This window comes from Mesorhizobium sp. ESP-6-4, from assembly GCF_020164735.1.
Lineage (GTDB): Bacteria > Pseudomonadota > Alphaproteobacteria > Rhizobiales > Rhizobiaceae > Mesorhizobium.
In genome coordinates, this window is sequence record NZ_JAIUGS010000005.1 from 110311 (window position 1) to 128948 (window position 18638).

Sequence of the window (18638 nt, forward strand, 5' to 3'; positions counted from 1 at the left end):
GCCGGCAGACAAACTGATCGAGACAGACGGGTGGGCATCTATCTCCCGATCGCGGAAATTTCCGTCAACATCTTCGTGCTGCTCGCGATGGGCGCCGCGGTGGGTTTCCTGTCGGGCATGTTCGGGGTCGGCGGCGGCTTCCTGATCACGCCGCTTCTGATTTTCTACAACATCCCGCCGGCAATCGCCGTCGCCACCGGCGCAAACCAGGTCATCGCCTCCTCCTTCTCCGGCGCGCTTTCACATTTCAAGCGCGGCACGCTCGACTTCAAGCTGGGCGGCGTGCTTTTGGCCGGCGGCATCGTCGGCTCGACGGCCGGTATCTTCGTCTTTGCGCTCTTGCGCCGGCTCGGCCAGCTGGACCTGTTCATCTCGCTGCTCTACGTCGTGCTGCTCGGCACGGTCGGCGGGCTGATGCTGTTCGAAAGCGTCAACGCGCTGCGAGCCAGCCGCAGCGGCGCCGCGCCCGTCCTCAAGAAATCCGGCCAGCACAACTGGATCCACCGGCTGCCGTTCAAGATGCGCTTCCGCGCTTCGAAGCTGTTCGTCAGTGTTATCCCTGTGCTCGGGCTCGGCGCCGGGATAGGTTTCCTGTCGTCGATCATGGGCGTCGGCGGCGGCTTCATCATGGTGCCGGCGCTGATCTACCTGCTCAAGGTGCCGACCAATGTCGTCATCGGCACCTCGCTGTTCCAGATCATCTTCACCTCGGCCTATACGACGCTGGTGCATGCCACGACCAACCAGACGGTGGACGTGATCCTGGCCTTCCTGCTGATGGCCGGCGGCGTCGCCGGCGCGCAATATGGCGCCAAGGCCGGCCAGAGGCTACGCGGCGAACAGCTGCGCGCCCTTTTGGCGATGCTGGTGCTGGCCGTCGCCATCCGCCTTGCCGCCGATCTCTTCGTGACGCCGCCCAATCTCTATTCTCTGTCCGCCGCGGGGCTCAACTGATGGCGGCGCGACGAGCATTTGCAGCCGCCGTCTCGTTGTCGATGCTCTTTGCCCTTTCCCCGGCGACGGCGCAGACGCCGCCCGCCGAAAGCATTCAGATCGGCCTGTCGACGGATGCCATTTCCATCACGGCGGGCTTCTCCGGCGCCGACCTGACGATCTTCGGATCGCTGGAGAATCCCGATCCGCTGATCGCGCGCCAGGGGCGCTACGACGTGATCGTCGTGCTCGAAGGGCCGCCAAGGCCGGTCGTCGTCCGGCGCAAGGATCGCGTGCTCGGCGTCTGGATCAATCTGGATTCGGAGACGTTCGAGAACGTGCCGGTTTCCTATTCCGTCGCGACGACGCGACCGCTGCAGGACATCGCCGAGCCCGCCAAATACAAGCAGCTCTCGCTGGGCGCGCAGAACCTCTACATGAAGCCCGCCGACGAGACCGACAGCCCGGCGACGATCGAGGAATTCACCGCCGCGCTCCGCGACCGCAAGGCAGCGACGGGCCTCTACAGCGAGAATGTCGGCGGCGTGCAATTCCTGTCGCAGAACCTGTTTCGCGCTACCGTGCGGCTCGCGCCCAACGTGCCGGTCGGAACCCATAAGGCCCGCGCGTTCCTGTTCAAGAGCGGCATGTTCGTCAAGGAAAGCTCGGCCCAGCTCGAAATCCGCAAATCTGGCTTCGAGCAATCGGTCTTCCGCGTCGCGCATGACGATTCGTTCCTCTACGGCGTGTTTGCGATATCGCTGGCCATGCTGACCGGCTGGCTGGGCCGGCTCATCTTCCGCAAGGACTGATGCTTCGGGAAGAATCGGAAGACCCATTTTCCGTTCGAAACAGGGTTTCCCTTTTCCCGGTTTTGCGATACATCGCCGCCTCCCAGCCCTAGGGATAAGCACACACATTTCGACTTCGGCAGAGCGGTCCGGCACTCGGATGACGGCGCGCAACGCGTCGCCGACGATCTGCCGCCATGAAGCAAAGACAGGAGGCTGCGATGCGATCGGCATTCGGCGGCATCGATTTCGGCACGTCCAATTCGACCGTGGGCGTGATCCGCGACGGCCGGGCGCGGCTGGTGGCGCTGGAGGGCGAGCAGCCCACTCTGCCGAGCGCCGTGTTCTTCAACTTCGAGGACGGCTACACCTATTTCGGCCGCCGTGCGATCAGCGACTATACCGACAGCATCGAAGGGCGGCTGATGCGCTCGCTGAAGAGCGTGCTTGGCAGTTCGCTTGCCAACGAGAAAACGCGCATCAAGGCACGCCAGATCGGCTTCATCGACATCGTCGGCCTGTTCATCGACCACCTCAAGAAGCGGCTGGAAGAAGATGCCGGCGGTCCGGTCGACAACGTCGTGCTGGGCAGGCCCGTGCAATTCGTCGACGACGACGCGGCTGCCGATGCGAAGGCGCAAGGCGAACTTGAAAAGGCCGCCCGCGCGCAGGGCTTCAAGCACATCGCCTTCCAGTTCGAGCCGATCGCGGCGGCGCTCGATTACGAGCAAAAGGTTTCCCGCGAGGAGCTGGCGCTGATCGTCGACATGGGCGGCGGCACCTCCGATTTCTCGATCGTACGAGTCTCACCGGAGCGCGCCCGCTCGACCGACCGCAAGGCCGACATATTAGCCAACCGGGGCATCCATATCGGCGGCACCGATTTCGACCGGCTGCTCAGCATCGCCCATGTCATGCCCGAGCTCGGCTATCTGACGCGGACCAAGGACCACAAGCGGAACCTGCCCGCGGCCTACTTTATCGACCTTGCGACCTGGCAGCGCATCAACCTCGTCTACACCGCCAAGGCGATGAACGACCTGCGACAGATCCGCTACGAGGCCGAGCGGGCCGACCTCGTCGACCGCTTCATCCACGTCGTCGAGCATCGCTACGGCCATGCGATGGCGGGCTTGGTCGAAAGGGCCAAGATCGCGCTCACGGACCAAGCCTCGGCCGAAGTGAAGGTGTCGCTACCCGGCGCGCGCTTCGCGGCCGAGATCACACGCGCCGGCCTGGAGGAGACCATCGCGAGCGATATCGAACGCGTGGCCGCGACGGTCAAACACACGATCGCCGACGCCGGCATCCCTGCTTCGGCCATCACCGCCGTGTTCCTCACCGGCGGTTCGACCGCCATCCCGCTGGCGAAACGGCAGATCCTGGCGCTGGTGCCGCAGGCCGCGGTCATCGAAGGCGATATGTTCGGCTCGGTCGGCCTGGGCCTCGCGCTGGATGCGCAGCGCAAATACGCGTGAGGGCTGGAGGTTGACTAAGACGCCAGTCACTTCGTCATCCACGGGCGGAGCAAGGAGCGAAGCGACGCGGCGCAGACCCGAGGATCCATTCCGTGACTTTGAAGCGTTGCTCCGGTGCAGAATTCTGCTCCGCTGCATTCCACGTCGAAGGTCACGGAATGGATCCTCGGGTCTACGCTCCGCTTCGCGTCGCTCCGCCCGTGGATGACGAAGTTCGGAGGCTTTCGGCTAATCGCGAGCGTTCGCAATGATCAGCATCCAAATGAGATAGTTCGGATGCCGCCTGGGCTCAACTGGCCTTTCCACCAAGATGCGCCTTCAGCGCCATCTGCGCGAGGCTCGCCTGGCGGTCGCGATGCGTGATCATGGCGAAATCGCGCTTCGGCAATTCGACCGGCACGGCCCTGAGGCTGCCCTCCGCCAAAGAGCGCGCGACCACCAGTTCCGAGATGATCGTCGCCCCTGCGCCGGCCTCGACCGCCTGACGCACGGCCTCATTGCTGGGCAGGACGAGGAAAATCTGCAACTCGGCCGGCGGGACTCCCTGGCTAAGCGCGAAATCCTCCAGCGCCTCGCGCGTGCCCGACCCGCCTTCCCTGATGATCCAGCGCAGCGCCCTGATGTCGAGGATCCCCGCCCGCGTCATCGGGATTTCGGGATGCGCGCGCGCGACGACCAGCATCGGACGGTCTTCGTCGACCGTGGCGCGGCGCAGGATGTCGGACTCGGTGCGGCCCTCGACCAGTCCGAAATCGGCCCTGCCGTCCAGCACATTGGTCTCGACCTGCCGGGTGTTGCCGATTGTCACGCTGAGCTTCACGGCAGGATAGGCCTCGTGGAAGGACGCCAGGCGGCGCGGCAGCCAGTAGCTGGCGATGGTCTGGCTGGCCGCGATCGACAGGCTGCCGGCGACGGTCTGCGAGACATCCTCCAGCACGCCGCGGGCCGCCGCGGCGCGATCCAGAACCGCCTTCGCCTCCGGCAGGAAGCGGTGGCCGGTCTGAGCCAGCTCGATGTTGCGGCCGACCCGGTTGAACAGGCGCACGCCGTGCTGGCTTTCGAGCGCGCGAATGGCAGCCGACGCCGCCGACTGCGAGATGCCGAGCCGCTCGGCGGCCTTGGTCATATGGCCGTGCTCGGCGACGGCGACGAAGATGCGCAACTGATCGAGGGTCATGGCTAACTAAGAAGCAAAATCGATCGGAATTACAAGAGCTGCTTGTTAGACGCATCAATAGCTTTGTTCTAAGTTTTTGCAGGAAATTGGAAAAAACTGGTCGTCAGAGGCCAAGAGCGGGAAATGGCAGGGCGCTTCAAATCCCTATTCGCGCATTGGAGCCGCCGGCTGAAGCGGCAGCTCGCCGGCGAGCGCTATCATCCCGAGCTCCACTATATGCGCGGCCCGGGTCCCAAGACGAAGGCCAAGATGGCGACCGGCAAGAGCGTTCGCGGATCATGAACCCCTGCGCGCCGCGCGGCGCCAATTCCGCACCCTCGCAGCGGCCGCTGGCGGACAGCCGAGCACCAAACGAGGGCGATGGCGTCGAGACCTCGCCCGAAATCTCCGACCGCATCGCCAAGACCACCTGCTACATGTGCGCCTGCCGCTGCGGCATCGACGTCCACGTCAAGGACGGCAAGGTGCGCTACATCAACGGCAACAAGGACCATCCGGTGAACCGCGGCGTGATCTGCGGCAAGGGCAGCGCCGGCATCATGCAGCATTACAGCCCGGCGCGGCTGAAGAAGCCGTTGCTGCGCACAGGTCCGCGCGGCTCCGGCGAATTCCGCGAGATCGAGTGGGAGGAAGCGCTGACCATCGCCACCGAGAGGCTGTCGGCGATCCGGCGCACCGACCCGAGGAAGCTTGCCTTCTTCACCGGGCGCGACCAGTCGCAATCGCTGACCGGCTGGTGGGCGTCAAAATTCGGCACACCCAACTTCGCCGCCCATGGCGGCTTCTGTTCGGTCAACATGGCGGCCGGCGGCCTCTATACGATCGGCGGCTCGTTCTGGGAATTCGGCGAGCCCGACTGGGACAACACCAGATACTTCATGCTGTTCGGCGTCGCCGAAGACCACGATTCCAACCCGATCAAGATCGGCCTAGGCAAGCTCAAGGCACGCGGGGCCAAGGTGGTTTCGATCAATCCCTGCCGCACCGGCTACAATGCCATCGCCGACGACTGGATCGGCATTCGCCCCGGCACCGACGGCCTGTTCGTGCTGGCGCTCGTCCACGAACTGCTCAAGGCCGGACGCGTCGATCTCGACTATCTGCTGCGCTACACCAACGCGCCCGTGCTGGTTGTGCAGGAACCGGGGACCGCCGACGAGGGCCTGTTCGTGCGAGACGGCGACGGCAATCCGCTGGCTTGGGACAGAGTGGCGAAGCGCCCGGTCAATGCGGCCGACCCCGAAGCCAAGCCGGCGCTGACCGGCAGCTATGAGGCAGGCGGGCGGCGTTGCGTGCCTGTCTTCCAGCTCATCGCCGAACGCTATCTCGACGAGACCTATTCGCCGGACGCCGTGGCGGCGCGCTGCGGCGTCACCGCCGACACGATCCGGCGGATCGCGGCGGAGCTGGCGCATGTCGCCTTCGAGCAGCCGATCGAGCTGCCGATCGCCTGGACCGATTGGGCCGGCCGGCGACACGAGACGATCAAGGGACGACCCGTCTCGATGCATGCCATGCGCGGCATCTCGGCCCGTTCCAACGGCTTTCACACCTGCCGCGCCATCCATCTGCTGCAGGTTCTGCTGGGCACCGTCGATGTTCCAGGCGGTTTCCGCTTCAAGCCGCCCTACCCGCGCCCGGCGCCGCCGGAGCCGAAGCCATGCGGAAAAAACGTTCGGCCGATGACGCCGCTGGACGGCATGCCGCTCGGCTTCGTCTGCGGCCCGGACGATCTTCTCGTCGACGAGGCCGGCCGGCCCACCCGCATAGACAAGGCCTATTCCTGGGAAGCGCCCCTGGCCGCGCACGGGCTGATGCACTCGGTCATCCGCAATGCCTGGGCCGGCGATCCTTATCCGATCGACACACTGATGATGTACATGTCGAACATGGCGTGGAACTCGTCGATGAATACGGTCGAGACCGTTCGTATGCTGACCGACAAGGACGAGGCGGGCGCCTACAAGATCCCCTTCATCATCTATTCCGACGCCTATTATTCCGAAACGGTGGCTTTCGCCGACCTGGTGCTGCCCGACACCACCTATCTCGAGCGGCACGACTGCATCAGCCTGCTCGACCGGCCGATCAGCCATGCCGACGGTCCGGGCGACGCCATCCGCCATCCCGTGGTGCAACCGGACCGCGACGTGCGGCCGTTCCAGTCGGTGCTGATCGAGCTCGGCGCGCGGCTTGGTCTGCCGGGCTTTGTCGACGAGGACGGCTCAGCCAAATACCGCGACTATGCCGACTACATCGTCAACCACGAGCGCACGCCCGGCATCGGCCCTTTAGCCGGCTGGCGCGGCGAGAATGGCGGCTCGATCGGCAGGGGCGACGTCAACCCCAACCAGCTGCAGCGCTACATCGACAATGGCGGCTTCTGGCACCACGATTTTTCCGACGAGCAGCGCTATTACAAGATGGGCAACCGTGCCTATCTCGACTTCGCCGTAGAGATGGGTTTCATTTCCAAGGCCGAGCCTATCGTCTTCCAGCTCTACTCGGAGCCGATGCAGCGGTTCAGGCTTGCCGGGCGCGGCCATGGCGAGGTGCAGCCGCCGGACGCCGAGCGCGGCCGCATCGAGGCCTATATGGACCCGCTGCCCTTCTGGTACGCGCCCTTCGAGGACAGCACCGTCGACCTGCAAAAATATCCGCTGCATGCGCTGACGCAGCGGCCGATGCACATGTACCATTCCTGGGGATCGCAGAATGCGTGGCTGCGGCAGATCACCAGCCAAAACCGGCTGTTCGTGCATAGGCAGACCGCCACCGAGCTTGGCCTTTCCGACGACGACTGGGTGTGGATCGAAAGCGTCAACGGAAGGGTGAAAGGCCAGATTAAGCTGATCGACGGCGTGAACCCGGACACGGTGTGGACCTGGAACGCGATCGGCAAGCGGCGCGGCAGCTGGGGCCTGAAGGACGATGCGGCGGAGAGCAATCGCGGTTTCCTGCTCAACCATATCATCGGCGACCAGACGGCGGCCGATGCCAACGGCAAGCGCTATTCGAATTCCGATCCGGTCACCGGACAGGCCGCGTGGTTTGACGTGCGCGTGCGGATCGTCAAATGCGCGGCGGAGGAAGCCGGCTTCACCGAGCCGCATTTCGAGCGTTTTGCACAGCCACCGCATTTCGAGCCATCGCCTGGCGTGCTTCGCTTCGGCACGGAATTCCGCATGAAGAGGGAAGCCGCCGAATGACCTGTCTTCCCGCTCGAACCGAGAAAAAACTCGGCCTCGTCATCGACCTCGACACCTGCGTCGGCTGCCAAGCCTGCGTCACCGCCTGCAAGGAGTGGAACACTGGCGGCCACATGGCGCCGCTGACCGACATCGATCCCTATGGCGGGCATGTCGACGGCGTCTGGTTCAACCGGGTGCATAGTTACGAGCACACGACCGAACAAGGCGACCGCACGGTGAACTTCCCGCGCTCCTGCCTGCATTGCGAGCAGCCGGCCTGCGTCACCGTCTGCCCGACCGGCGCCTCCTATAAGCGCGCCTCGGACGGCATCGTGCTGGTCGACGAGGACAAATGCATCGGCTGCAAGCTCTGCAGCTGGGCCTGTCCGTATGGCGCCCGCGAATTCGATACGGATGTCGGCGTGATGAAGAAATGCACGCTCTGCGTCGACCGCATCTACAACGACAATCTGGCCGAGGAAGACCGCGTGCCTGCTTGCGTCGCCGCCTGCCCGACCAGCGCCCGGCATTTCGGCGATCTCGGCGATCCGGCCTCCGCGATCTCGCGGCTTGTCGAGGAGCGTGGCGGCGTCGCGCTGATGCCGGAGCTCGGCTACAAGCCGACCAACCGGTATCTGCCGCCGCGCGCCCGTAGCGAACGCGCTGCGAAGGTCGACGCGCCGGCGCTGGAGCCGATCAAGGCCGAGGGCGGGTTCCTCGGCTGGATCGACCGCATGCTTTCGAACTGATCATGCATCCCGCCTTCTCGGTCGTCTTCTTCACCACCGCCACCGGGGCAGGCTACGGCCTGCTCGCGCTGCTCGGCCTGCTTGGCGGATCTGGCGTGATCCCGGCCGATTTCTGGTTTGGCCTTGTCGGGATGGGGCTGGCGCTCGGCCTGATCGCGGCCGGCCTGTTGTCCTCGACCGGCCATCTTGGCCGCCCTGAGCGAGCCTGGCGCGCTTTCTCGCAATGGCGCAGCTCGTGGCTGTCGCGCGAAGGCGTGGCCTCGGTCGCCACCTTCATTCCGGCCGGCCTGTTCGGCATCGGCTGGGTGTTGGTCGGCAGGAGCGGCGGCTGGGTAGCGATCGCCGGCCTGCTGGCGGCGGCAGGCGCGGTCGTGACAATCTGCACGACCGCCATGATCTATGCTTCGTTGAAGCCGATCGCGCAGTGGCACAGTCGCTATACTTTGCCGGCCTATCTCATCTTCGCGGTAATGACCGGAAGCGTTCTCGCCAACGCCTTGCTCCAGGGGTTCAAGCTGGGTTCAACGGCGATGCCGATCTGGGCTCTGCTTGCCACGCTCGCCGGCTGGGGCTGGAAGCTTGCGACTTGGCGCTACAATGACCGGCTGGAAATCCCGACCACCGCCAACACAGCGACCGGCCTTGCCGGCGGCACGGTGCGTTCCATCGAGTGGCCGCACACGGAAGAGAACTATCTGCTGAAGGAAATGGGATTCCGCATCGCGCGCAAGCATAGCGCCAAGTTGCGGCTGATCACGCAGGCGCTGGCATTCGCAGTGCCAGCCATTCTGCTGGCGATCGCGTACTTCCTGCCAAGGCCCTTAAGCGCAATTGCGTCCATGCTTGCAGCCGTCGCGCAACTCGCCGGCATGCTGGTCGAGCGCTGGCTGTTCTTCGCCGAGGCGAAGCACACGGTCACCCTCTATTACGGCAGGGAGTAAGTTTCAGCCCGGCCTGAGCATCGAGCCGGAGATAGCAAAAATGCGTTCGGCGCCCAGCATATAGGCCATTAGCGTCTCCAGCCGGAACAGGCCGGCATAGGCGCGGTCGAGAACGTTGAGCGAGCCGGTATAGGCGCCGAAGGCCGGCATGATCATGCGGCCGCCATCGCCGGCAAAGCAGCGCCGCCTGACCGAGCGCCCGCGCTGAACGATGCGCGCGCACGGATGGAGGTGGCCTGATATCTCGCCCTCCACCCGGACCTTCGACGGCTCGTGACGGAAGAGCAGCGAGCCGATGGCGAGTTCCCGCACGGTCTTGCCCGGCAGGTCGGCTGGCGCATCCGGGTCGTGGTTGCCGGCGACCCAGAACCAGTCGCGGCCGGCCATCATCGCCTCCAGCCTTTCGCGGAAACTCAGATGCATGCGCTCGGCACCGCCGCCGTCATGGAAGGAATCGCCCAGGCTGACGACGATGCGCGGCTGATAGTCGGCGATCACCGCCTGAAGCCGCAGCAGGGTGGCCCCGGTGTCGTAAGGCGGGATCAGCGCGCCGCGCCTGGCGAAAGAAGAGCCTTTTTCGAGATGCAGATCGGAGACCGCGAGCAGCCGCAGATCGGGGAAATAGAGCACGCCGCGCCGGTCGCAGACCGCGCGCTCGCCGGCGATGCCGACGGGGTCGGCCTCGGCGATCAGCGTTGCGCGCGACAGCGAAAAATTCATCCCCTCTTAGGCCTTCTTTCAGTCCGCCATCTCCGGCCCCATGGCCTCTTCGACGAGCGTGGCGGCATCCATCAGCAGCGTCTCGTCTGCCTCGCCATTCACCGGCATCTTGCCGATTTCAAGCATGATCGGCACGGCCAACGGCGATATCTGCTCAAGGTTCTTATGCATGATTCGACCGCGGATGCGCGAGAGCATCTCGGCAAGTCTGCTGACATCGAGCAACCCGGTCGCGGCATCCGTACGGGTGGCCTGCAGCAGAATATGGTCGGGTTCATGGCTGCGCAACACGTCATAGATCAGGTCTGTCGACACGGTGACCTGGCGGCCGCTTTTTTCCTTGCCTGGGTGGCGCTTCTCGATCAATCCGGAAATCAGCGCGCAGTTGCGGAAGGTGCGCTTCAGCAGCCAGCTGTCGGCGAACCAGGCTTCGAGATCATCGCCCAGCATGTCCTGATCGAATAGCGTGGCCAGCGACGGTTTTCTGTTCTTGAACATCCAGCCCATGTCGGCCAGCGACCAGATGGCCAGCGCGTAATCGGTGGCCACGAAACCGACTGGCTTCGCGCCCGCCCGATCCAGCCGGCGGGTGAGCAGCATGCCCAGCGTCTGATGGGCAAGCCTGCCTTCGAAGGGATAGGCGACGAGGTAATAGCGGTTGCCGCGTGGAAAAGTCTCGATCAGCAGATCATCGCGTTTCGGCAAAACGGACTTGTCCGCCTGAAATCTTAACCAGTCAGCGACCTGCTCAGGCAGTTTCTTCCAGCGTTGCGGGTCGTCGAGCATGGCCCGCACCTGCTCGGCGAGATAGGTCGAAAGCGGGAATTTGCCGCCGCCATAATAGGGCACCTTCGCGTCACTGCCCGGTGCGTTCGAGACGAAGCACTCGTTCTCGCGAATGCCTTCGAAGCGCAGGATCTTGCCACCGAACATGAAGGTGTCGCCGTGGGTCAAAGTCTCCAGAAACGCTTCCTCGATCTTTCCCAGCACCCTGCCGCCGCGCGAGGCCGCCCCTCTGCTGCCGGCCTGGACGTAGCGCACATTGAGCGCCGGCACTTCGATGATGGTGCCGACATTCAGCCTGTATTGCTGGGCGACGGCCGGATTTGAAACCCGCCATAAGCCTTCCTTGGTCTGACGGATGCGGGCATAGCGCTCGTAATTTCTCAGCGCGTAGCCGCCGGTGGCGACGAAGTCGATGACCCGATCGAATGTCGGCCTGTCCAGGCTGACGTAAGGCGCGGCCGTCCGTATCTCCTCGAAGAGCACATCGGCATGGAACGGCGCGCCGCAGGCGCAGCCCAGCACATGCTGGGCCAGCACGTCGAGCCCCCCATTGACCAGCGGCGGCGTGTCCTGGGCACCGAGATAATTGGCATCCAGCGCCGCCCGGCATTCCAGCACCTCGAAACGGTTCGCAGGAATCAGGATCGCTTTCGACGGCTCGTCCATGCGATGGTTGGCACGGCCGATGCGCTGCGCGAGCCGGCTGGCGCCTTTCGGTGCGCCGACATGCACGACCAGATCGACATCGCCCCAGTCGATGCCGAGATCCAATGTCGAGGTGGCGACGATGGCGCGCAACGCGTTTTCGCCCATGGCCTTCTCGACGCGGCGGCGCTGGGCGACATCAAGCGATCCGTGATGAAGCGCGATCGGCAGCGTGTCTTCATTGACGCGCCATAGCTCCTGGAACAACAGCTCGGCCTGGCTGCGCGTGTTGACGAACAGCAGCGTGGTCTTGTGCCGCTTGATCTCGCGGTAGATCTCAGGCGTGGCGTAGCGGGCGGAGTGACCGGCCCAGGGCACCCGCTCTTCCGAGTCGAGGATCGATATCTCGGGCTTCGCGCCGCCGGTCACGACGATGAGCTCGGACATGGCACCTGGAGAAGCCTGGCTTACCAGCCAGCGACGCAACTCGTCCGGCTCGGCCACGGTCGCCGACAGGCCTATGGTCTGCAACCCGGGCACAAAAGCGCGCAATCGTGCAAGGCCAACCGCCAGCAGATGCCCGCGCTTCGAGGTGACAAGCGAATGCAATTCGTCGAGCACGACATAGCGCAGGTCCTCGAAGAAGCGCTTTGCGTCGTTTGAAGCGATCAGCAAGGCGAGTTGCTCGGGCGTGGTGAGCAATATGTCGGGCGGCGCCAGTTTCTGCCGCTGGCGCTTATGCGAAGGCGTGTCGCCGGTGCGCGTCTCGATGGTGACAGGCAGGCCGATCTCCTCGACCGGCTTGCCGAGATTGCGCTCGATGTCGACGGCCAGCGCTTTCAGCGGCGAAATGTAGAGTGTGTGGATGCCGCGGCGGGCTTCGCCCGGCTTTCGCTTGGGACGGCTGGCCAGTTCGGTCAGCGAGGGCAGGAAGCCGGCCAATGTCTTGCCGGCGCCGGTCGGCGCGATCAGCAGCACCGACTGGCCGCTTTGAGCCTTCGCCAACAGCTCGAGCTGATGGACGCGCGGCGACCAGCCCTTTTCGCCGAACCATTTGACGAATGGCTCAGGCAGCAGGACGGCGGCATTCTGCTCGGCAAGGCGCGGCTGCTCGGTCACGCGCAAGAGGTAGCGCGGCAGCAAGCAATCGCCAAGGAAAATCGGAACAAAAGGGGATCAGCGCGATTCTTCCTTCCCCCCTTGTGGGGGAAGGTGGATTGCCGCGTAGCGGCAAGACGGATGAGGGGTGCTGGAAGAAACGAGACCTGACTAGATAAAGGTGCTAAAGACGCTTAGCTCTTCAACGTAGCGATCCGTCCAGCACCCCTCATCCGTCTCGGCGCTGCGCGCCGATCCACCTTCTCCCACAAGGGGAGAAGGGGAGGCTGGCGCTACGGCCTCCGAAACCCAGTCGGACCGCCATAAAGATAGCCGATGCGGTCGACAGCCTCTTTAAGGCCCTCGCGCGAGACCAGCATGGTGTGGCCGTTGGCGTGGATCATGTCTCTTTCGTCGGTCATGATCGCGACGTGGCCTTTCCAGAAGACGAGATCGCCGCGCCGGAGACCTGAATAGTCCGGACCCGGCTCAAACGGCGTGCCGATCGACGCCGCCTGCATATCGGAGTCGCGCAGGACATCCTTGCCCGTCATGCGCATCGCCAACTGCACGAGGCCGGAGCAGTCGATGCCGAAGCCCGAGACCCCGCCCCAGAGATAAGGCGTGCCGAGGAAGCTTTCGGCGACCGTGACGTAATCCTCGGCCAGCTCGGCGATCGGCCGCAGATGGCGGGCGACGATCGCCTGGCCGGAGGGCAGCAGCGCATAATGCGTGCCGCGCGTTTCGGCCGAGCCGGTCACCGTCACGGTCGACCCCATCGACAGCTGCCCGCTGATCGGGAAACGCAAATCGGGACCCGGATAGAGGAAGGTGCGCGGCACGGAGACGACATGCGTGGGCGCTTGTTCGCGTGCCCCAATCAGATTGTCGGCCACATAGCCGACATAACCGTCGCGCTCGGCCTGCACCCAGGCCCAGCCTTCCGCGTCCTCGAAAACGAGCACGTCGTCGCCGAACAGCGCCTGCGTGTTGACGCCCGCGTCGGGGCGCGGCGCCTTGCGCAGATCGGCGACCGACGCCGTGATCCGCGCCGGGCGGCCGGTGACGAAGCGGTCGGCAGCGACCTCGCCCTTCAGCCTCGCATCGGCAAGGTCGGAGCGGAAGGCATGAAGGCGGGCATCCCTGGCGGTCAAATCGATAATCCAGTCATATCAGATAGGGGCAATGAGGTCAGATGGGCAGCTCGTGCGCCCTGGCGACGATACCATCGCCGAAGCGCTCGACAAAGAGCGCGCCTTCCACTGTGCGCCGGATCAGCACGTTGCGCTTGTCGAGCTCGTCGCGGTGGCGCGAGACCAGCTTCAGCGCGCCCATCGTGTCCAGCGCCCGGGTGATGACCGGCTTGGTGACGTTGAGCTTGGCGGCCAGCCCGCGCACCGTATGGGGCGGCGGATCGAGATAGATGGTGAACAGGATAGCCGTCTGGCGCATGGTGAGATCGGGCTCGCCGTCGCGCACCTGGGCCAGCATCACCTGCTGCCACAGTCGCAAGGCCTGGCTCGGGCGCATCGAGATCGACATCGCCCAAGCATGCCGGCAAATTGTTTCGGTTCCGTTTCAGTGACGATCTACCACCTTGGTCTTCCGGCCTAGGCAAATCGCTGCGTAATTATCCGCTCCAGCGCGCGAATGCCTTGCGCTTCGCCGCCGGTCAGGCCGTAGGGCCGGTCGGCCGGGTTCCAGGCGAAGATGTCGAAATGCGCCCAGCTGTCGGTCTTCTCGACAAAGCGCTTGAGGAAAAGCGCGCCGGTGATCGATCCGGCAAAGCCGTCCGTCGTCACATTGTTGATGTCGGCGATCTTCGAGCAAAGCTTTGCATCGTAGGGGCGCCACAAAGGCATGCGCCACAGTGGATCCTCGACCGCGACCGACGCCGCGGCCAGGTCGGCGGCAAGCGTCTCGTCGTTGGTGTAGAAAGGCGGCAGATCGGGCCCCAGCGCGACGCGGGCGGCTCCGGTCAGCGTCGCCATGTCGACCAGCAAAGCGGGCTGTTCCTCGTCGGCCAGCGCCAGCGCGTCGGCCAGGATCAGCCTGCCTTCGGCGTCCGTGTTGCCGATCTCGACCGTGATGCCCTTGCGGCTCCTGAGCACGTCGCCGGGCCGGAAGGCATTGCCGGAGATCGAATTCTCGACGGCGGGGATCAGCACGCGCAGCCGGACATTCAGTCTCGCCGCCATGATCATGGAGGCGAGGCCCAGCACGTTGGCGGCGCCGCCCATGTCCTTCTTCATCAAAAGCATGCCCGACGACGGCTTGATGTCGAGGCCGCCGGTGTCGAAGCAGACGCCCTTGCCGACCAGCGTCACCTTCGGCGCGTCGCCCGGTCCCCAGCTCATGTCGATCAGCCGTGGCGCGCCGGTGGAGGCCCGGCCGACGGCGTGGATCATCGGGAAATTCCGCATCAGCAGATCGTCGCCATGGATCACCGAGATATCGGCGCCGTGGGCGGTCGCTAGTTTTCGGGCGGCTTCTTCCAGTTCGACCGGACCGAGGTCGCTGGTTGGCGTGTTGACGAGGTCGCGTGTCAGGAACACGCTGTCGGCGATGCGGCGGAGATGCGCCGCATCGGCGCCCTCCGGAAGCGCGAAGCGCAAAGCCTTGCCGGGCTTCTTGCCGTAGCGAGTAAAGACATAGCCGCCGAGGACAAGCGCGAGCGCCGCGAGATCGGGTTGCGCCGGGCGCGACGCGAAATGCCAGTCGCCCTCCGGCAACGCCCTTGCGAGCGCGCCGAGGGCAAGAACGCTCTCGCCATCGCCTGTGCCGAACAACGCGCCGGCAAGGCCGCCACCCTCGCCCGGCAAGACCAGCGTGCGCCCTGCTTCGCCAGAAAAACCGTTGGCCCTTGCCCAGGCGATGGCGGAGGGCGGCAGTGCCGCGGCTTCAAGGGCGTCCTTCGCCACCAGATAGACAGGCAAGGCGACTTCCGGCTTCTGCTCAACGAGTTCGACAGGCATGCGATGATCTCCGGCCGAACCGTTCGAGTCGGCGCTTCTTAACGGTCCGTTAGGGTTAACAGAATATTTCTGCCGGAGGGAAGACGGCCAGCCAATGGCCGCACAGGAATGGAGACCGGGCGCCGATGCCGACCGAAGCGTTGAACCTTACAGCCAAGCGTCTGATCACCACGGCTTTCATAGCGGCGCTGGCGGCCAGCGTGGCGGGTTGCGGCAGCACCAGCAAGTTCACCACGGGCTCCATCTCCCGCTCCGACAGCAGGCCGCTGGAAACGATGTCGTCCGGCGAATTGCGTACCGCCACGTCCAGGCTCGGTCAGTCCTATGCCCGCAATCCGGGCGACAAGCGCATCGCAATGAACTTCGCGGCGGCACTGCAGATGGACGGCGATGCCGACCAGTCGCTGGCGGTGATGCGCAAGCTGGCCATCGCCTATCCCAAGGATCGCGAGGTGCTTGCGGCCTATGGCAAGGCGCTCGCCGCCAACGGCCAGTTCGAACCGGCCCTAGATGCCGTGCGGCGCGCACAGACGCCCGAATATCCGGACTGGAAGCTGGTGTCGGCGGAAGCCGCCATTCTCGACCAGATGGGACAGAAAGACGAAGCGCGGCAAGACTATCGGAAGGCGCTGGAACTGAAGCCGAACGAGCCTTCGGTGCTGTCCAATCTCGGCATGTCCTATGTGCTCGAAGGCGACCTGCGCACGGCAGAAACCTATATGCGCTCCGCCGCGCAGCAGCCCGGCGCCGACAGCAGGGTGCGGCAGAACCTCGCGCTGGTCGTCGGCCTGCAGGGCCGCTTCGACGAAGCCGAAAAGATCGCCTCGCAGGAACTGTCGCCCGAACAGGCGCAGGCCAACGTCGCCTATCTGCGCCAGATGCTTGCCCAGCAGAACGCCTGGAGCCAATTGAAGGATCAGGACAAGAACAAGGCGAAGGTCGCCACGAACTGACCGCGGACGGCATTGCCAAATCGACCACCGTTGAAATCAAAAAAGCCGCGCGGATCCCGCGGCTTTTTGATTGAAGCGAACGGCCCTATCTCTTTGTTTTTACGCAATCCGGACGGAAAACCGCTCAACACTTTTCCTGCGATTGCTTTACTGGCTCGAGGAGCTGTGCTGGTCGCCGAAGATGCCGCGCTGGCTGACCTGGATGCCGGCCGGTCCCAGAATGATGGCGAACAGAACCGGCAGGAAGAACAGGATCATCGGCACGGTAAGCTTCGGCGGAAGTGCCGCGGCCTTCTTCTCGGCGGCGTTCATGCGCATGTCGCGGCTTTCCGAGGCGAGCACGCGTAGCGCGTGCGCCACCGGCGTGCCGTAGCGTTCGGCCTGGACCAGGGCCTGGGACACCGACTTCACCGATTCCAGGCCGGTGCGGCTTGCCAGGTTCTCATAGGCGTTCTTGCGGTCCTGCAGATAGGACAGCTCCGCATTGGTGAGCACGAATTCCTCGGCAAGCGCAACCGACTGCGTGCCGATCTCGTCGGCAACCCTGCGCAGGGCCGCTTCCACCGACATGCCGGATTCCACGCAGATCAGCATCAGGTCGAGCGCGTCCGGCCACGCCAGCTGGATCGACTGCTTGCGCTTGGTCGCGCGGTTGTTGACGTAGAGGATCGGCGCATAGAAGCCGCCATAGGCGACAACGACACAGACGAACAGCTTGATGAAGGCCGGCTGCTGCGGCAGGCCGCCGAGCAAGAACAGATAGATGGCCGCCAAGGCAAAACCGACGAATGGCAGGACCAAGCGGAAAAAGAGGAAGCGCGTCAGCGGGTTCTGGCCGCGGAAGCCCGCGACCTTGAGCTTCTGCATCGTGCTTTCGTCGGCAAGCGCGCGCCTGAGATCCAGGCGGTCGACGATGTTGCGCATGCCGATGGACTGTTCCTCGCGCAGGCCCTTGCGGCGGCGGTCGGCCTCGTTGGCCAGCCGCGCACGCTGCTCGGCACGCATTTTGTCGCGTTCGAGCGCCACGCTTTTCATGCGCGACTTGAGCGACGTGCCGCCGAACGCCGGCATGAGCGTGAAGACGGTCGCGAACACGGCGATGCCGACCAGCATCGCGATCAGGAAAGAAGGGTCGGTGAGTGTTTTGACGACCTGCTCTGTCACCGGATCCGCACCCCTACACTTCGAAGTTCATCATCTTGCGCATCACCAGGATGCCGATCGACATCCACACACCCGAGCAGCCGAGGATCAGGTTGCCGACGTTGGTGGTGAACAGCGGCATGATGTAGTTCGGGCTCGACAGATAGACGAGGAAGGCGACGACGAAGGGCAAGGCGCCGATGATGACGGCCGATGCCTTGGCTTCCATCGACAGCGCCTGGACCTTGGCCTTCATCTTCTTGCGGTCGCGCAGGACGCGCGAAAGGTTGCCCAGCGCCTCGGACAGGTTGCCGCCGGCCTGCGACTGAATCTGGATGACGATGCCGAAGAAGCCGGCTTCGCTGCACGGCATCGTCTCGGGCATGCGCATGGCGGCGTCGGGCACCGACATGCCCATCTGCTGGGAATCGACGATGCGGCGGAACTCGGACCGGACCGGTTCGGGCGATTCGTTGGCGATCAGGCGGATCGCATCGTTGAGCGGCAGGCCGGACTTGACCGCGCGCACGATGATGTCGAGCGCGTTCGGAAATTCTTCCAGGAAAGCCTTGGTGCGACGTGTGCGGCGAAACGACACGAACCAGCGCGGCAGGCCGAGGCCGCCCACCAGCAGGGCACCGGGCAGCGCCCATAGAGGCGCGCCGAGGAAAAAGAGAACGGCCGTAAGGATGATCCCGCAGACAGCGGAATAGATATAGAAACGCTCGATCGGAACCTGCATGCCGGCTTGGCGGATCTGAACCTTCAGCGGCGGTTTCTTGACGTTGCGATCATTGGCCTTCTGCTTCTCGTCGAGCTGCTTCAGCGTGTCCTGAACGTTTTTTCGCCGCTTGACCGCCTCCGCGGCGCGGTCGCGCGTCGCTTTCACCACCGACCGGTCCGTCTCGGCTGTCTTGATGGTCTGAAGCCGCTTGCCGGCCTGCTTCTCGTTGTCGATGCGCGTGAACAGGAAAGCATAGGCCACCGCGCCGGCGCTGAAGCCGGCAAGCACGATGAAAGCCAGTACGGTGGTGTCAATTCCGAACATCGACCGGGGT

16 protein-coding genes are annotated in these 18638 nt (G+C 64.5%); 8 read left to right on the plus strand and 8 right to left on the minus strand.

Features of this window, described 5'->3' with window-relative positions:
* The first annotated feature begins 30 nt into the window (after window positions 1-30).
* The 3 genes from LB523_RS12355 to LB523_RS12365 all read left to right on the plus strand — a co-directional run bounded on the left by LB523_RS12355 (window position 31) and on the right by LB523_RS12365 (window position 3202).
* Entirely contained in the window at window positions 31-954 is a 924-nt protein-coding gene (locus LB523_RS12355) for a sulfite exporter TauE/SafE family protein (RefSeq protein WP_095765915.1), read from the plus strand.
* Window positions 954-1745: a TIGR02186 family protein gene (locus tag LB523_RS12360; protein ID WP_095765916.1), complete on the plus strand. Its 792-nt coding sequence runs from the start codon at window positions 954-956 to the stop codon at window positions 1743-1745. Before LB523_RS12355 ends, LB523_RS12360 begins: the two co-directional genes overlap by 1 nt.
* A 200-nt stretch (window positions 1746-1945) precedes the next feature.
* On the plus strand, window positions 1946-3202 hold the full coding sequence (locus tag LB523_RS12365) for an Hsp70 family protein (RefSeq protein WP_224603011.1): 1257 nt from the start codon (window positions 1946-1948) through the stop codon (window positions 3200-3202).
* 289 nt (window positions 3203-3491) lie between these two features.
* Here LB523_RS12365 and LB523_RS12370 read toward each other — a convergent pair whose 3' ends face one another.
* Window positions 3492-4379 carry a LysR family transcriptional regulator gene (locus LB523_RS12370; RefSeq protein ID WP_095765917.1) on the minus strand — a complete coding sequence of 296 codons (888 nt, stop codon included), beginning with the start codon at window positions 4377-4379 and terminating at the stop codon, window positions 3492-3494.
* A gap of 123 nt (window positions 4380-4502) precedes the next feature.
* Between LB523_RS12370 and LB523_RS12375 the strand changes: the two genes are divergently transcribed.
* Genes LB523_RS12375 through LB523_RS12390 form a run of 4 tightly spaced genes read left to right on the plus strand, consistent with a single transcriptional unit; the run spans window position 4503 to window position 9260 of the window.
* Window positions 4503-4661, plus strand: a complete 159-nt coding sequence (locus LB523_RS12375; RefSeq protein ID WP_176476947.1) for a hypothetical protein — start codon at window positions 4503-4505, stop codon at window positions 4659-4661.
* Window positions 4658-7588, plus strand: a complete 2931-nt coding sequence (locus LB523_RS12380) for a molybdopterin oxidoreductase family protein (RefSeq protein WP_224603012.1) — start codon at window positions 4658-4660, stop codon at window positions 7586-7588. The genes LB523_RS12375 and LB523_RS12380 overlap by 4 nt, the downstream gene beginning before the upstream one ends.
* A complete protein-coding gene (locus tag LB523_RS12385; protein ID WP_224603014.1) occupies window positions 7585-8319 on the plus strand; it encodes a 4Fe-4S dicluster domain-containing protein in 735 nt (244 codons plus the stop codon). Before LB523_RS12380 ends, LB523_RS12385 begins: the two co-directional genes overlap by 4 nt.
* A 2-nt stretch (window positions 8320-8321) precedes the next feature.
* Window positions 8322-9260, plus strand: a complete 939-nt coding sequence (locus LB523_RS12390; protein WP_224603016.1) for a dimethyl sulfoxide reductase anchor subunit family protein — start codon at window positions 8322-8324, stop codon at window positions 9258-9260.
* A gap of 3 nt (window positions 9261-9263) precedes the next feature.
* Here the strand turns inward: LB523_RS12390 and pdeM are convergent, their stop codons facing one another.
* From pdeM to LB523_RS12415, 5 genes are all read right to left on the minus strand, one after another.
* Window positions 9264-9980 carry a ligase-associated DNA damage response endonuclease PdeM gene (gene pdeM, locus LB523_RS12395; RefSeq protein ID WP_224603018.1) on the minus strand — a complete coding sequence of 239 codons (717 nt, stop codon included), beginning with the start codon at window positions 9978-9980 and terminating at the stop codon, window positions 9264-9266.
* 18 nt (window positions 9981-9998) lie between these two features.
* A complete protein-coding gene (locus LB523_RS12400) occupies window positions 9999-12530 on the minus strand; it encodes a ligase-associated DNA damage response DEXH box helicase (protein ID WP_224603209.1) in 2532 nt (843 codons plus the stop codon).
* 272 nt (window positions 12531-12802) lie between these two features.
* Window positions 12803-13663 carry a C40 family peptidase gene (locus LB523_RS12405; RefSeq protein WP_224603021.1) on the minus strand — a complete coding sequence of 287 codons (861 nt, stop codon included), beginning with the start codon at window positions 13661-13663 and terminating at the stop codon, window positions 12803-12805.
* Between the two features lie 37 nt (window positions 13664-13700).
* A complete protein-coding gene (locus LB523_RS12410; RefSeq protein ID WP_040985896.1) occupies window positions 13701-14051 on the minus strand; it encodes a MarR family winged helix-turn-helix transcriptional regulator in 351 nt (116 codons plus the stop codon).
* Window positions 14052-14119: 68 nt separating this feature from the next.
* Window positions 14120-15484 carry a leucyl aminopeptidase family protein gene (locus LB523_RS12415; protein WP_224603023.1) on the minus strand — a complete coding sequence of 455 codons (1365 nt, stop codon included), beginning with the start codon at window positions 15482-15484 and terminating at the stop codon, window positions 14120-14122.
* 125 nt (window positions 15485-15609) lie between these two features.
* On the opposite strand from LB523_RS12415, the gene LB523_RS12420 reads away from it, so the two are divergent.
* On the plus strand, window positions 15610-16437 hold the full coding sequence (locus LB523_RS12420; RefSeq protein ID WP_095765924.1) for a tetratricopeptide repeat protein: 828 nt from the start codon (window positions 15610-15612) through the stop codon (window positions 16435-16437).
* 147 nt (window positions 16438-16584) lie between these two features.
* Here LB523_RS12420 and LB523_RS12425 read toward each other — a convergent pair whose 3' ends face one another.
* Both LB523_RS12425 and LB523_RS12430 read right to left on the minus strand, forming a co-directional pair.
* Window positions 16585-17601 (minus strand): type II secretion system F family protein, encoded by a 1017-nt coding sequence (locus tag LB523_RS12425; RefSeq protein ID WP_224523405.1) that lies wholly within the window; start codon window positions 17599-17601, stop codon window positions 16585-16587.
* Between the two features lie 13 nt (window positions 17602-17614).
* Window positions 17615-18628 carry a type II secretion system F family protein gene (locus LB523_RS12430; RefSeq protein WP_095765926.1) on the minus strand — a complete coding sequence of 338 codons (1014 nt, stop codon included), beginning with the start codon at window positions 18626-18628 and terminating at the stop codon, window positions 17615-17617.
* Window positions 18629-18638: the final 10 nt, after the last annotated feature.

Bases quoted from the DNA above. Each gene is read 5' to 3' on its own strand.
- LB523_RS12360 (WP_095765916.1), top strand. From the start codon at position 954: ATGGCGGCGCGACGAGCATTTGCAGCCGCCGTCTCGTTGTCGATGCTC.
- LB523_RS12365 (WP_224603011.1), top strand. From the start codon at position 1,946: ATGCGATCGGCATTCGGCGGCATCGATTTCGGCACGTCCAATTCGACC.
- LB523_RS12370 (WP_095765917.1), bottom strand. From the start codon at position 4,379: ATGACCCTCGATCAGTTGCGCATCTTCGTCGCCGTCGCCGAGCACGGC.
- LB523_RS12375 (WP_176476947.1), top strand. From the start codon at position 4,503: ATGGCAGGGCGCTTCAAATCCCTATTCGCGCATTGGAGCCGCCGGCTG.
- LB523_RS12380 (WP_224603012.1), top strand. From the start codon at position 4,658: ATGAACCCCTGCGCGCCGCGCGGCGCCAATTCCGCACCCTCGCAGCGG.
- LB523_RS12385 (WP_224603014.1), top strand. From the start codon at position 7,585: ATGACCTGTCTTCCCGCTCGAACCGAGAAAAAACTCGGCCTCGTCATC.
- LB523_RS12390 (WP_224603016.1), top strand. From the start codon at position 8,322: ATGCATCCCGCCTTCTCGGTCGTCTTCTTCACCACCGCCACCGGGGCA.
- pdeM (WP_224603018.1), bottom strand. From the start codon at position 9,980: ATGAATTTTTCGCTGTCGCGCGCAACGCTGATCGCCGAGGCCGACCCC.
- LB523_RS12410 (WP_040985896.1), bottom strand. From the start codon at position 14,051: ATGTCGATCTCGATGCGCCCGAGCCAGGCCTTGCGACTGTGGCAGCAG.
- LB523_RS12415 (WP_224603023.1), bottom strand. From the start codon at position 15,484: ATGCCTGTCGAACTCGTTGAGCAGAAGCCGGAAGTCGCCTTGCCTGTC.
- LB523_RS12420 (WP_095765924.1), top strand. From the start codon at position 15,610: ATGCCGACCGAAGCGTTGAACCTTACAGCCAAGCGTCTGATCACCACG.
- LB523_RS12430 (WP_095765926.1), bottom strand. From the start codon at position 18,628: ATGTTCGGAATTGACACCACCGTACTGGCTTTCATCGTGCTTGCCGGC.